This window comes from Burkholderia sp. BCC0398 (assembly GCF_902833245.1).
GTDB lineage: Bacteria > Pseudomonadota > Gammaproteobacteria > Burkholderiales > Burkholderiaceae > Burkholderia > Burkholderia sola.
Window position 1 is genome coordinate 17,044 of record NZ_CADFEM010000032.1, and the last position, 12,834, is coordinate 29,877.

The 12,834-nt window shown below is 66.4% G+C and carries 13 protein-coding genes; 6 read left to right on the plus strand and 7 right to left on the minus strand.

Annotation, left to right across the window (positions count from 1 at the left end):
* The first annotated feature begins 103 nt into the window (after positions 1 to 103).
* Both HWX76_RS35795 and fetB read left to right on the plus strand, forming a co-directional pair.
* Complete coding sequence (locus tag HWX76_RS35795; protein ID WP_089488474.1) at positions 104 to 805, plus strand: ATP-binding cassette domain-containing protein; 702 nt, start codon at positions 104 to 106, stop codon at positions 803 to 805.
* Positions 802 to 1,605: an iron export ABC transporter permease subunit FetB gene (gene fetB, locus HWX76_RS35800; protein ID WP_050015539.1), complete on the plus strand. Its 804-nt coding sequence runs from the start codon at positions 802 to 804 to the stop codon at positions 1,603 to 1,605. The genes HWX76_RS35795 and fetB overlap by 4 nt, the downstream gene beginning before the upstream one ends.
* A gap of 35 nt (positions 1,606 to 1,640) precedes the next feature.
* Here fetB and HWX76_RS35805 read toward each other — a convergent pair whose 3' ends face one another.
* From HWX76_RS35805 to HWX76_RS35815, 3 genes are all read right to left on the minus strand, one after another.
* Positions 1,641 to 2,114 carry a PliI family lysozyme inhibitor of I-type lysozyme gene (locus HWX76_RS35805; protein ID WP_089488476.1) on the minus strand — a complete coding sequence of 158 codons (474 nt, stop codon included), beginning with the start codon at positions 2,112 to 2,114 and terminating at the stop codon, positions 1,641 to 1,643.
* A 224-nt stretch (positions 2,115 to 2,338) separates the two neighbouring features.
* A complete protein-coding gene (locus HWX76_RS35810; protein WP_050015570.1) occupies positions 2,339 to 2,890 on the minus strand; it encodes a DUF6013 family protein in 552 nt (183 codons plus the stop codon).
* 163 nt (positions 2,891 to 3,053) lie between these two features.
* The gene (locus HWX76_RS35815; protein WP_089488477.1) at positions 3,054 to 4,070 is read right to left on the minus strand and encodes a zinc-binding alcohol dehydrogenase family protein; all 1,017 of its coding nucleotides are present in this window, start codon (positions 4,068 to 4,070) and stop codon (positions 3,054 to 3,056) included.
* A gap of 124 nt (positions 4,071 to 4,194) precedes the next feature.
* Here HWX76_RS35815 and HWX76_RS35820 point away from each other — a divergent pair, with 124 nt between their 5' ends.
* On the plus strand, positions 4,195 to 5,145 hold the full coding sequence (locus tag HWX76_RS35820) for a LysR family transcriptional regulator (RefSeq protein ID WP_050015545.1): 951 nt from the start codon (positions 4,195 to 4,197) through the stop codon (positions 5,143 to 5,145).
* A 169-nt stretch (positions 5,146 to 5,314) separates the two neighbouring features.
* The gene (serB, locus tag HWX76_RS35825; protein ID WP_050015547.1) at positions 5,315 to 6,160 is read left to right on the plus strand and encodes a phosphoserine phosphatase SerB; all 846 of its coding nucleotides are present in this window, start codon (positions 5,315 to 5,317) and stop codon (positions 6,158 to 6,160) included.
* 87 nt (positions 6,161 to 6,247) lie between these two features.
* On the opposite strand, the gene HWX76_RS35830 is transcribed toward serB, so the two are convergent.
* From HWX76_RS35830 to rimO, 4 genes are all read right to left on the minus strand, one after another.
* Positions 6,248 to 7,429, minus strand: a complete 1,182-nt coding sequence (locus tag HWX76_RS35830) for a cystathionine beta-lyase (protein ID WP_050015549.1) — start codon at positions 7,427 to 7,429, stop codon at positions 6,248 to 6,250.
* Between the two features lie 113 nt (positions 7,430 to 7,542).
* A complete protein-coding gene (locus HWX76_RS35835) occupies positions 7,543 to 8,085 on the minus strand; it encodes a hypothetical protein (protein WP_050015551.1) in 543 nt (180 codons plus the stop codon).
* Between the two features lie 119 nt (positions 8,086 to 8,204).
* On the minus strand, positions 8,205 to 9,131 hold the full coding sequence (locus tag HWX76_RS35840; RefSeq protein WP_089488479.1) for a sugar kinase: 927 nt from the start codon (positions 9,129 to 9,131) through the stop codon (positions 8,205 to 8,207).
* A 3-nt stretch (positions 9,132 to 9,134) separates the two neighbouring features.
* The gene (gene rimO, locus HWX76_RS35845; RefSeq protein WP_050015555.1) at positions 9,135 to 10,496 is read right to left on the minus strand and encodes a 30S ribosomal protein S12 methylthiotransferase RimO; all 1,362 of its coding nucleotides are present in this window, start codon (positions 10,494 to 10,496) and stop codon (positions 9,135 to 9,137) included.
* A 513-nt stretch (positions 10,497 to 11,009) separates the two neighbouring features.
* Here rimO and HWX76_RS35850 point away from each other — a divergent pair.
* Both HWX76_RS35850 and HWX76_RS35855 read left to right on the plus strand, forming a co-directional pair.
* A complete protein-coding gene (locus HWX76_RS35850; RefSeq protein WP_124593056.1) occupies positions 11,010 to 11,588 on the plus strand; it encodes an inclusion body family protein in 579 nt (192 codons plus the stop codon).
* Positions 11,589 to 11,962: 374 nt separating this feature from the next.
* Positions 11,963 to 12,217 (plus strand): hypothetical protein, encoded by a 255-nt coding sequence (locus tag HWX76_RS35855; protein WP_124593055.1) that lies wholly within the window; start codon positions 11,963 to 11,965, stop codon positions 12,215 to 12,217.
* Positions 12,218 to 12,834 lie beyond the last annotated feature (617 nt).

Sequence of the window (12,834 nt, forward strand, 5' to 3'; positions counted from 1 at the left end):
TGCGTGGACGAACGGCGCACGACAACGGCGGCTTTTCAATGGGTATTATGGCGCACGACATGGCGGCCTTTCGGCGCCATTAACGCTTTTTTTCATTTGTGACATGACCTCCCCCACCGGCCTCATCGACGCGCAGCACATCACGCGGCGCGACGCCCGCAGCGGCAAGACGCTGCTCGCTCCGACCGATTTCAGCCTCGCCGCGGGATCGCGAATTGCTATCACCGGACCATCCGGGTCGGGCAAGAGCGTGCTGCTGCGCGCACTCGCGCTGCTCGATCCGCTCGACGGCGGCCACCTCCTGTGGCGCGGCCGCCGGATCCGGCGCAGCGCCATTCCGCGCTATCGGCGCAGCATCGCCTATGTCCGCCAGCGCCCCGCGCAGATGGACGGCACCGTCGAATCGCAGTTGCGCTACCCGTACTCGCTCGCGATCTATCGCGACGTCGCGTTCGATCGCGCCCGCGCAGAAGCGCTCGCCGCGCAGGCCGGCCGCGGCGCCGATTTTCTCGACCAGCGCGCGAGCGACCTGTCCGGCGGCGAAGCGCAGATCACCGCGCTGCTGCGCGTGCTCCAGCTCGATCCCGACGTGCTGCTGCTCGACGAGCCGACCTCCGCGCTCGATCCCGAATCGGCGCGCGCCATCGAAGCGCTCGTCGGCGCGTGGTTCGACGCGGCGCCCGACGCCCGCGCGTACATGTGGATCTCGCACGATCCGGCCCAGGCCGCGCGGATCGGCACGATGCGGCTCGTGATGCAGGCGGGCGTGCTGCACGCGGCCGACCCGACGGAGGCCGCGCAATGAGCCCCACCTTGCAGGACTTGAGCCTCGTCGACGTCGGCATCGCGGCCGCGCTCGTCGCCGTCAACGGCGCGATCTCGGCGGCGCTGTCGCTTGGCCTCGGCCGCAAGCTCGCGCTCGCGGCGGTACGCACCGTCGTGCAATTGCTCGCGATCGGCTACGTGCTCGGCTGGGTGTTCGGCCATCCGCACTGGTACGTCGTGCTGCCGCTCACCGCGCTGATGACGCTGATCGCCGGGTTCGCCGGCGCGGGGCGCGGCAAGCGCACATACCGCGGCCAGCGGATCGACAGCATCGCGTCGATCTGGTTCAGCAGCTGGTTCGTCGCGGCGGTCGGGCTGTTCGTCGTGATCCGCATCCATCCGTGGTTCGCGCCGCAATACGCGATCCCGATTCTCGGGATGATTCTCGGCAATACGCTGACGGGCGTGTCGCTCGGCGTCGAGCGGATGATGGAAGAACTCACCGCGCGCCGCGATCGCGTCGAGACCGCGCTCGCGCTGGGCGCGACGCGCTGGGAAGCCGCGCAGCACGCCGCGCGCCAGGCCGTGCGCGCCGGCATGCTGCCGACGCTGAACCAGATGGCGGTGGTCGGCGTCGTGAGCCTGCCGGGGATGATGACGGGCCAGGTGCTGGCCGGCCAGTCGCCGCTGCAGGCCGTGCGCTACCAGATCGTGATCATGTTCCTGATTGCCGCGGCGTCCGCGCTCGGCACCGTCGGCGCGGTGCTGATGACCTATCGCCGGCTGTTCTCGGCCGATCACCGCTTTCTCGCGTCGCGGCTCGAAGAGCGAACGCACTGACGCGCGGCGGCGGCACATCGTGCGACGCGGCGCGATCAGTGCGCGCCGCGTCGCTTGCCGATTGCCTGCCGAAGGGCGGCCGCGATATCCGCGTCGGGCGCGAGCCCGTCGACCGATGCGACGAGCCGCACCGCACGCGGCGTCGTCACATACGCCTGCGCGCCGACGTAGCCGCCGCTGCCGGCCGAGCGCGTGGTCACGACGAGCGCCTGCGGCGCGCGTGCGCCGAGGTCGGCCGTGTACGCATCGGCGACCGTGCCGTCGCGCGCATGCAGCGTGCCGGTCACGTAATCGTCGGTATCGAAGCCCGGAGCGGCATGCGCGGTCGAATACACGCGCACCGCGTAGCTGCCGGTCGAGCACGCTTCGAGTGCGCCGCTGGATACCACCGCCACCTGCTGTCGCGACGGCAGATCGACCTTCTTCACGAAACTGCACTCGTCGGCCGCATGAGCGTGCGCGGCGACGAACGCAATGGCGGACAGCAGCGCACGCATTCGAAGTTTCATCGGGGTGTCGTGACGGAAAGGAAAGAATGCGAGCGAGCATAACGTGACATCCGCATGACGTCACGCATCGCCGTTGCACGGTCGGCGCGCCGTACCGCGAAGCAGGTTGCGGAAACGCATGGCAACGGCGACGCGGCGCGATCTGCTCGCGTGCCGCCCTGCTCGTTCCGTCAATCGAACCGGTTGCGCGCGCACCGGACGAAACGCCGGCCCACGCGCGCCGCTCAATGCTTGATCGACACCGTCACCTTGGTGCCGTCGCTCATCGTCACGGCCTTCGACCCGCCGTTGGTCGGCAGCGACACCCACTTCACCTGGCTCACCGACACGACGTCCGGACACTGCAGCGACTTGCCGCCGGCCGTCACGCTGCGCGTGCCCTTCGGCGCGGCCGCCTGGAAGCTCAACTGCACGTTCGCGACACCCTTCGCGTCGACCGACGGCGCGAGCCGCACCTGGGTCTGCCGCACCATCGCGCCGTTCGCGTCGCGCGGCAGGTTGTCGGCGTTCGGGCAGCCGTCCGGCATCGCGACCGCGCCGCTCGGCGGCACCGACTTCCAGTTGAAATCGTCCGTCTCGCCCGAGCGGATCTTGCGGGTCTCCTGCGTATTGCCGAAGGTCTTCGAGTCGACCTTGACGGTGTATTCGAGTTGCCCCGTCCCGCCGCCCTTCAGGCTGCCCTTGACCGGCGGCGCCGCGAATACGCTCGCGCTGGCGCACACCGCCGCGAACACGACCGACCACGATGCGGCGACCGACAAGCTGCGTTGGCTCATGCTGACCTCCTTGTCATGCGGCGGCACGCGCGTGCCGCGCGGTTTTAGATGCATGATGCGTTGCCAGTCTACCGCCAAGCGCGATGCAATGCGCCGCGAACGCATCGGGTGTTACCCCGCTTGCGTTCGCGGCGCCGTCACCTTATTGGCGCGCGCTGCCGGCTCAGAAGCCGCTCAGCACGAGCTTGCCGATCGCGCGCCCGCCCTCGAGCATCCGGTGCGCGCGCCGCACGTTCTCGGCATTGATCGCGCCGAGCCGTTCGCCGAGCGTCGTACGCAGCGTCCCGCCGTCGACGAGCCGCGCGACCTCGCTCAGGATCTTGTGCTGCTCGATCATGTCCGGCGTCTCGAACATCGCGCGCGTGAACATGAACTCCCAGTGAAACGCGGCGCTCTTCGCCTTCAGCAATTCGACCGGCACCGGCTTCGCGTTCTCGACGATCGTGCAAATGCCGCCCTGCGGCCGGATGACTTCCGCCGCGGCCGGGAAATGATGGTCGGTATCGTTGAAGATCAGCACGTAGTCGACGCTCGGATGCCCGGCCTCGCGCAATTGCGCCGGCAAATCGCCGAAATGGTCGACCACCGCATCCGCGCCGAGCGTGCGCACCCATTCGGCCGATGCCGGCCGCGACGCGGTCGCGATCACGTGCAGCTTGCCGAGCGTCTTCGCGAGCTGGATCGCGATCGAGCCCACGCCGCCCGCGCCGCCGATGATCAACACGGACTTGCCGGCGTCCGCGCCCTGCGGCGACACGCGCAACCGGTCGAACAGCGCTTCCCATGCGGTCAGCGCGGTGAGCGGCAGCGCGGCCGCCGCCGCGAAGTCGAGCGTGCGCGGCTTCAGCGCGGCGATCCGCTCGTCGACCGCGTGGAATTCGCTGTTCGCGCCGGGCCGCGTGATGCTGCCCGCGTAGAACACTTCGTCGCCGGGCCGGAACAGCGTGACGTCGGCGCCGACCGCGACGACCGTGCCGGCCGCATCCCAGCCGAGCACGCGCGGCGTCTCCTCGACCTGCGGCTTCGGCGCACGCACCTTGGTGTCGACCGGGTTCACGGAAATCGCATCGACTTTCACGAGCAGGTCGCGCGGGCCCGGCACGGGCTGCGGCAGTTCGACGTCGAGCAACGCTTGCGGGTCGTCGATCGGCAGATAACGGGTCAATCCAACGGCTTTCATCTCGATACTCCTTTCAGGGGATCCGGCAGGCTGCGGCGCAACCTCCATGCGTGCCATCGTAGGCAACCCGATCATTCGAGAAAACCGCTATATTTCCTGAAACATTTTCAGGAATTTCAGAATAATGTCGTCTGATCCGACGCCTGCTCCCATTCCCGCGCCCGACAAGCCGCTCGACCTGCTCGACGTCGCGCTGTTCGTGCGCGCGGCGCTGCTCGCGAACGTCAGCGCGGCCGGTCGCGAATTCGGCGTGTCGGCCGCGGTCGCGAGCGCACGCATCGCCCAGCTCGAACGCCAGCTCGGCGCGCGGCTGCTGCACCGCACCACGCGCCGCATCAGCCTCACGCAGGACGGCGAAATCTTCATGGCGCGCGCCGACGCGCTGCTCGCGGCGGCCGACGCCGCGCGCGCGTCGGTCGGCCGCGGCCGCAGCGAGCCGTACGGGCGGCTGAAGGTGTCGATGTCGTCGTCGTTCGGCCGCCAGCACGTCGCGCCGGTGATCCCGGCGTTCCTGCGCCGCTACCCGTCCGTGTCGCTCGATTTGCGCCTGTCCGACGAGATCGTCGATCTGGTCGACGACGGCTACGACGTCGCGATCCGCCTCGGCGCACTGAAGGATTCGACGCTCGTCGCCCGCAAGCTCGCCACCAACCGCCGCGTGCTGTGCTGCTCGCCCGCCTATCTCGCCGAACGCGGCATGCCGCGGCACCCGGCCGATCTGACGCAGCACGAGTGCGTGATCCTCGGCGACCAGCGCGACTGGTCGTTCGCGACGCCGCAGGGCCCGCTCACGGTGCGGGTCGGCGGCCGGCTCGTCGCGAGCAACGGCGAGGCGATCCGCGAAGCGCTCGTCGACGGCTTCGGGATCGCGATCAAATCGACCTGGGACGTCGGCCCGCTGCTCGCGAGCGGCGCGCTCGTCACCGTGCTCGACGACTATCCGTTCGCGGACGACGTCGCGATCTGGGCCGTCTATCCGAGCCGCGCGCACGTGCCGCTGAAAACGCTCGCGTTCATCGCGTTCCTGGCCGAGCATTTCGGCGATCCGCCGTACTGGGATCGCGCAAACGGGTGACCGCCGCCGTACCGCGCCCGGTTTCGCGCCGGCACCGGCCGCCACGCGCGACCAACCGGCTACAATGGCGCGTTCGCGACGCACTGGCCCGCAGCCGTACGGGGCCCGCGCGCGCAGGCGGCCACCCGTGGGCCGCGCACGTCATTCATTCGCTTCCCAACCACTCGTCATGACCCACAATCTCGTCATCCAGAGTCTTGCGCCGCTGTCGGACGCCCATCACAAACCGCTGCTCGCGCTGTCGCGCGGCACCCGCGTCGTGCAGACCGACGATCACGCGCTGCGCATCGAAAACGCGAGCCCGGCGCAACGCCTCGACATCGACGCGTACTGCGGCACGCATGCGCTCGACTTCGGCTTCGTCGAGGCCGGCCGCACGCTCGGCGATTTCGGGCTCGCGGTGATGGACATGGATTCGACGCTGATCACGATCGAATGCATCGACGAGATCGCCGATTTCTGCGGGCTGAAAACGCAGGTCGCGGAGATCACCGAAGCGGCGATGCGCGGCGAGATCCGCGATTTCAACGAAAGCCTCACGCGCCGCGTCGCGCTGCTGGCCGGGCTCGACGCGCACGCACTCGAGCGCGTGTACGAAGAACGGCTGCAACTGTCGCCGGGCGCCGAGACGATGCTGGCCGGCGTGAAGGCCGCCGGCCTGAAGACGCTGCTCGTGTCGGGCGGCTTCACGTTCTTCACCGAGCGGCTGAAAGCCCGCCTCGGCCTCGACTACGCGCATGCGAACACGCTCGAGATCGTCGACGGCAAGCTGACCGGCAAGGTGCTCGGCGAGATCGTCAACGCCGACGTGAAGGCGCGCCTGCTGCGCGACACGTGCGCGTCGCTCGGCCTCGAGCCGAGCCGCGCGATCGCGATGGGCGACGGGTCGAACGACCTGAAGATGATGGCCGAAGCCGGGCTGTCGGTCGCGTTCCACGCGAAGCCCGTCGTGCGCGATGCGGCCACCGTCGCATTCGACCATGTCGGCCTCGACGGGCTGCTGCGCCTGTTCTGATCCCGCGGCACCGTCAATGAAAAACGCCGGCGCGATGCGATATCGCGCCGGCGTTTCGTTTTTCTGCCGGACGTTGCCGGCGCGCAATCAGCCGAGCGTGGCCTGCATCGCCCGCTCGATGTCGGCGCGCAAATCCGCTTCGTCTTCCAGACCCACGTAGAAACGCACCAGCGTGCCGCGATGCGGCCAGTCCGGGCGCATCGACGCGACGTCGTAAGGCATCGCGAGGCTGCACGCGCCGCCCCAGCTCCAGCCGATCGCGAACAGCTCGAGCGACTCGACGAAACGGTCGATCTGCTCCGCGCTGTAGCGTGCGTCGAACACCACCGAGAATAGCCCGCCCGCGCCCGTGAAATCGCGCATGAACGACGCATGCCCCGGGCAGTCGGCGATCTGCGGGTGCAGCACCGTCGCGATCTCCGGCCGCGCCTTCAGCCACTGCGCGAGCGCGAGCGCGCTCTTGCTGTGCGCATCGAAGCGCACCTGCATGCTCGGCAGGCTGCGCAGCACGAGCGAGCAATCGTCGACCGATACGCCGATCCCGCAGCGCATCCGCGCGAGCTTCAGCTTCGCGTGCAGTTCCGCATTCGCGGTGATCGTCGCGCCCATCAGCACGTCGCTGCCGCCCGACTGATACTTGGTCAGCGCCTGCACCGAAATGTCGACGCCATGCGCGAACGGCTTGAACGCGAGCCCCGCCGAAAAGGTGTTGTCGATCGCGGTGACGATGCCGCGCGCCTTCGCGGCGGCCGCGATCGCCTGCACGTCGGGCACCTCCATCGTCACCGAGCCCGGCGCCTCGAGCCAGATCAGCCGCGTGTTCGGCTGGATCAGCTCGGCGATGCCGGCGCCGATCAACGGATCGTAACCGCGCACGGTGATGCCGAAATCGTTCGCGAGCCAGTTGCCGAAATCGGCGTTCGGGCCGTACACGTTATGCGGAATCAGCACGTCGTCGCCCGCTTTCACGATCCCGAAGTAGACGTTCATGATCGCCGCGAGGCCCGACGGTTGCAGCAGCGCATGCGTGCCGCCTTCGATCTCGGCGAGCCGCTGCGCGAGCGCGAGCGACGTCGGCGTCGCGTGCAGCCCGTAGCGCCACTGGTTGTCGTCGTGCCAGACCAGCGCGCGCATCGTCGCGAGATCGGGGAACACGACCGTCGACGCGCGCGCGACCGGCGGCACGAACGAACGGAAGCCTTCCGGAATGACGTCGTCGGGTTGAACGATGCGGGTTTGCAGCGCGCGCTTGGGAGTGGATGCAGTCATGACTGGGGGCCGGGCACGAGGCCGTTCGGTTGCGGAATATGTCGTTAGAGTAGCCAAAATCGGCGCGCTTGGCCCGGTACAATGCGCGCCGCGCGCACCGAGCCAGCACGTGCTCAGTCGTCGGTACGCAGGTTGACGACGCCGCCCACCGTCTCGATTTCCTGCACCCGGCCGTCGCGCACCTGCAGCGCCGCGCGCTTGCCCGGCGCCAGATGCAGCACGACCGGCTGCGGGTCCGATTCGTCCGAGTTCATCCGGTCGGCCTTCAGGTCGCCCGTCGCGTCGAAGCGGCCGATCCACACGCCGGTGATGTTCGTGCCGTCGTTCGACTCTTCGATCTCGAGCGTATCGCCGTCCCGGTCGCCCGCGAGCAGCACGACTTCGCCCGTGTCGGCGAACTGGTATTCGCCGTGCACGCCTTCCTCGTCCGTCTTCGGGCCGAGATGCACGACGATCGGCCGATCGCCGAGCGTGCCTTCGTAGCGCGGCAGGCCGGCGAACTCGGGATTCGGCTTCAGCGGCCGCGCGGGCGCCGGTTCATCCTGCTGCACGGCCGGTGCGACCGCCTGCGCGGCGACCACCGTCGGCATCGCGATGCCCGCTGCCAGCGCACCCGCGACGACGAGCGCCCGTTGCCATTCCGAATATCGACCCACCTTGTGTTGCTCCTTGCTTCAGATTCGCCCGACCATCGCGGACCGTGCCGGGCCGCGACCCGGTTCCTGCATGACCACGCAAGCCTGCGCCGCGAATGCGCGGGCAGGCGCGTGTCGCGTCAGCCCTGCATCAGACGTTCCACCGCATCGCGATGCGGAATCGGCGCGACCGCGCCGTAACCGGTCGTCGACAGCGCCGCCGCCGCGTTCGCATAACGCGCGGCCGCGAACGGATCGTCGCCCGCGACGATCCGCGCGACGAACGCACCGCCGAAGCAGTCGCCCGCGCCGGTCGCGTCGACGGCGTCGACCGCGAAGCCCGGCACGACGCGCCGTTCGTGCGGCGTCGCGACATACGCGCCTTCCTTGCCGAGTTTCAACGCGACGACCTGCGGCCCGTGTTCGAGCATCGCGTCGACGATCGCGTCGCGATCGTTCGCGCCCGTGAGCGCCGTGACGTCGTCCCAGCTCGGCAGGCAGATGTCCGTCTGCCGCAGCGCCTCGCGCATCACCGCACGGGCACGCGGCAGCGGCCACAGCTTCAGGCGCAGGTTCGTGTCGAAGCTGACCTTCGCGCCGCTGCGACGCGCATGGTCGATCGCCGCGAACGCCGCGTCGCACGCGGCCGTGCTGATCGCGAGACTGATGCCCGACAGGTGCACGGCCTTCGCGGCCGCGAGCGCGTCGAGCGGCAGGTCGGCCGTCGCGTAGCGGCTCGCCGCCGACCCCGCGCGCAGATAGTCGAACTGATGGCCGTCGGCGCCGTGCGTGACGAAATACACGCCGGTCGGTGCCGAGCGGTCGATCCGCACGTACGTCGTGTCGACCTGCTCCGACGCCCACATGTCGGCCAGCAGGCGGCCGAACGGATCGTCGCCGATCGCCGACACGAAGCCCGTCGATGCGCGCTGGCGCGCCGCCGCGATGCAGAAGTTCGACGTGTCGCCGCCGAAGCCCTGCAGGAATTCAGGACGCCCCGGCTGCGACTGGTTGAATTCGATCATCGCCTCGCCGAGCGCGAGGATCTCCGGGAATGCGGCGGCCATCGCTTACACCTCGCCCCACAGATCGTGGCCGTCGGCGCCCGTGATCTTCACGGACACGAAATCGCCGACCTTGTAGCGCTTCGATGCCTTCGCCGCCGGCTCGACGTAGACGACGCCGTCGATCTCCGGCGCATCGGCTGCCGTACGGCCGATGCCGCCTTCCGCGCTGACTTCGTCGATCAACACCTTGAGCGTCTTGCCGACCTTGCGCTGCATGCGCTTCGCCGACACTTCCTCCGCCACTTCCATGAAACGCGCGCGACGTTCCTCGCGAACCTCGTCCGGCAGCGCGCCATCCAGGTCGTTCGCGGTCGCGCCTTCGACCGGCGAATACGCGAAACAGCCGACGCGATCGAGTTCCGCTTCGCGGATGAAGTCGAGCAGCGTTTCGAACTGTGCTTCCGTCTCGCCGGGGAAGCCGGCGATGAAGGTGCTGCGGATCGTCAGGTCCGGGCAGATCTCGCGCCACTTCTGCACGCGCTCGAGCACCTTCTCGGCGTTCGCCGGCCGCTTCATGCGCTTCAGCACGTCCGGATGTGCGTGCTGGAACGGCACGTCGAGATACGGCAGCACGTGGCCCTTGAACGGGCCTTCGGCCATCAGCGGGATCACCTCGTCGACGCTCGGATACGGATACACGTAGTGCAGGCGCACCCACGCGCCGTACTGCGCGGCGAGTTCGCCGAGCGCGGCGACCAGGTCGGTCATCCGCGTCTTGATCGGCTTGCCGTTCCAGAAGCCGGTGCGGTACTTCACGTCGACGCCGTATGCGCTCGTGTCCTGCGAGATCACGAGCAGTTCCTTCACGCCCGACTTGAACAGGTTCTCGGCTTCCAGCATCACTTCGGCGACCGGCCGCGACACGAGGTCGCCGCGCATCGACGGGATGATGCAGAACGTGCAACGGTGGTTGCAGCCTTCGGAGATCTTTAGGTACGCGTAGTGACGCGGCGTGAGCTTGATGCCGGCCGCGGGCACGAGATCGACGAACGGGTCGTGCGGCTTCGGCAGGTGCGAATGCACGGCCTGCATCACCTCGCCCACCGCGTGGGGGCCGGTGACGGCGAGCACCTTCGGGTGGACTTCCTCGATCAGGTTCGAGCCGCTCGCGCTCGACTTCGCGCCGAGGCAGCCGGTGACGATCACCTTGCCGTTCTCGGTCAGCGCTTCGCCGATCGCGTCGAGGCTTTCCTGCACGGCTTCGTCGATGAAGCCGCAGGTGTTCACGACGACGAGGTCGGCGCCGTCGTAGCTGCCGGAGATTTCATAACCTTCGGCGCGCAGCTGCGTGATGATTTGTTCGGAATCGACGAGCGCCTTCGGGCACCCGAGGGATACGAACCCTACTTTGGGGGATTGGGACATCTGGAATGGGGGGCGTGGCAGCAAAAGCGTGAGTTTACAGCGATTTAGGGTCCAGCGAGCCAAAATGAATGACGGGCGGTTGCGGGAACCGGCACGTTCGCCGCCCACGCAAATCGTGCGCGGGACAACTCTATGCCGGATGCAGCGACGGCGGAACGCGAGTCCATGGATGAGACCCCAATACCCTCTCTGGAAACCGCTCCGGATCTCGCCGTGCTGGTCAGCGCAAGCCCAACATCGAGCTTTGCCGCTTTTAGCAAATCACATGGAATTCAAATGACTTGGACACGTAATCGAGTGTAATGGATGTGTCGCGCGGGGGAAGTTATGTTTTTCGTGCGCGAGATGCCGTCTGTCACGCCGTGAACTCAAAGGTCGCTAATCAAATTGAGTCAATCACGGTTTTTCGGCCAACGCTCCACGACAGTCAGGTTGCCGGCTACTACAACCCGGCCTTGCAGACAAATCGCGCAGCCCTTTGACCTGCGGTAGCAATTCACTCGAGGAAACGAAATGTACAAGCAGCCCAACATTGACGCCGGCATTCAGGAAATCACCTTGCTCGCGGTGATCAATGCAGAAAAAGTGATTGAAGAGGCGCGTGGCAGAACGTCCATGGTCAAAACCGCCCCGGTCCAGATCGGGCACAATCATCAATACTTGCTGTGCGACGACCCTTATCGCCCTTCCAAAAATCAAGGCGCATGGAATATCGAATTCTATGCAAAGAAATTCGACTCCGTTAACTTCACTGGAACGACGATTCACGCCAACTCACGCTATGCCGTGATCGTCTATGACATCGTGCATCAGAGCGGCGACAACGTCCTGGATTTGCGCCCCAATGTCGGACTTACGCACCGCGGCTATCCGCTGGAAAGGGCGGCAGAACCCAACACGGAATCTGCTGACGGCCTGCCCGCGATTCATATCAAGAGAACCTTCTCACTCTTTGATACCCGTGTCCTTGCAAACGGAACAGAGAATTTCTGGATTCGGTTCGCACTATACAAGCTCGACGCAGACGGGGAGACGCAAAGCCTTCACAGCTACTACGAATGGGACCCGACGATTACCACATTGGCGCTGTAAATAAAAACCTGGGAGGCCGTGCGACGGGTGTCCGCTTCGATAAAGTGGGCACCCGTGAATGACACCTTCTGTGCTCGCGCCACATGGCTCGCAAGGACGGAGAGCGCTTTTCGACAGCCTGCCCGTCGCCGACGACGCATTCAACGGACATCCTGATGCGACGAGAAGATTGAGCATCAGAAGAAGATCGGCCTGACACTGCCGGGGGTCGTTCTGCTGTTGGGTAACGCCGAGCTTGTCGCGAAAGAGCACACGCACATCCGGAGATGTGAAGCGGCGGTCAAGCGTATCGCACAAAAATCGGCACGGATTCGCGGCGCCGCTATGCGAAAATCGAAGCCATCGCTCTCTTCCATCCACTGAACGGGATTCGCATGACCACCCACATCACGATCGAATTCACCGAACACGCCGCAGAAGCCATCGGTGAGCAGACCAGCACCAGCTTCTCCTACGACCAGGGTGCCCACGTGCCGCAGCCCGGCGATTTCGTCGAGCTCGAAAATTCCCGGCAGACGTTTCTCGTGATCGGCCGCGTGTTTTCGCTCAAGGCCAACTACAGCGCAGTCAAGCTCGTTCTCGATCTGCCGCCGCCGGATGGCGAAAACGGATTCGATCCCGAGTCGTGACGCATCCCATCCCGTGACGAAATCGCAACACGCCCGCCAAAGCGGGCCCGTACTCGATCCGATGCGCACTTCGAATACGTCGGTGCCGTCAGGCACCGTTTGAATCAGACCGCATCGTCGCCATCGCCGATGAGCCGCAACGCCGCATCGAGTGGCGGCCAGCCGGTTGTCGGCGCGGGCGCGTCACTATCGCTATCGGCCGCCCCCTCACGCACGCAGCCTGCACACCGCCGTTATCGCATGCCTGCGCCAGCGCCTCGCAGAACGGCACCGGGCGAATCTTCCCACCATCAACCGCCCTCACCGCGGTACTGACAAACCGCACCGCCCGCCCATCCTCGCTCTGGCTGCAGACACGCGCACGATGCCGCACGTGTACCGCATCTCATTTTCAAAAAACCGGCCAAGCAAATAAAAATAGAGAAATAAATAAAAATAACCGCAAGCGACGCCACAACAAAAAATCATCAGCCAAAAACAATCGATGGATCTATTTATCCTCAACCACCCTTTATTCCCAGCCCCACTGAGCTTGCTCCCGAAAAACGAATCCCTTGCTGAGCGTTTAAACTCAAGCAAGGAGAGTCAAGAAGATGAACAAGGCGAAACGAGCGCGC

What these genes read in the sequence shown, in the direction of transcription:
- HWX76_RS35795 (WP_089488474.1), top strand. Translation starts at nt 104, where the DNA reads ATGACCTCCCCCACCGGCCTCATCGACGCGCAGCACATCACGCGGCGC.
- fetB (WP_050015539.1), top strand. Translation starts at nt 802, where the DNA reads ATGAGCCCCACCTTGCAGGACTTGAGCCTCGTCGACGTCGGCATCGCG.
- HWX76_RS35805 (WP_089488476.1), bottom strand. Translation starts at nt 2,114, where the DNA reads ATGAAACTTCGAATGCGTGCGCTGCTGTCCGCCATTGCGTTCGTCGCC.
- HWX76_RS35810 (WP_050015570.1), bottom strand. Translation starts at nt 2,890, where the DNA reads ATGAGCCAACGCAGCTTGTCGGTCGCCGCATCGTGGTCGGTCGTGTTC.
- HWX76_RS35815 (WP_089488477.1), bottom strand. Translation starts at nt 4,070, where the DNA reads ATGAAAGCCGTTGGATTGACCCGTTATCTGCCGATCGACGACCCGCAA.
- HWX76_RS35820 (WP_050015545.1), top strand. Translation starts at nt 4,195, where the DNA reads ATGTCGTCTGATCCGACGCCTGCTCCCATTCCCGCGCCCGACAAGCCG.
- serB (WP_050015547.1), top strand. Translation starts at nt 5,315, where the DNA reads ATGACCCACAATCTCGTCATCCAGAGTCTTGCGCCGCTGTCGGACGCC.
- HWX76_RS35830 (WP_050015549.1), bottom strand. Translation starts at nt 7,429, where the DNA reads ATGACTGCATCCACTCCCAAGCGCGCGCTGCAAACCCGCATCGTTCAA.
- HWX76_RS35840 (WP_089488479.1), bottom strand. Translation starts at nt 9,131, where the DNA reads ATGGCCGCCGCATTCCCGGAGATCCTCGCGCTCGGCGAGGCGATGATC.
- rimO (WP_050015555.1), bottom strand. Translation starts at nt 10,496, where the DNA reads ATGTCCCAATCCCCCAAAGTAGGGTTCGTATCCCTCGGGTGCCCGAAG.
- HWX76_RS35850 (WP_124593056.1), top strand. Translation starts at nt 11,010, where the DNA reads ATGTACAAGCAGCCCAACATTGACGCCGGCATTCAGGAAATCACCTTG.
- HWX76_RS35855 (WP_124593055.1), top strand. Translation starts at nt 11,963, where the DNA reads ATGACCACCCACATCACGATCGAATTCACCGAACACGCCGCAGAAGCC.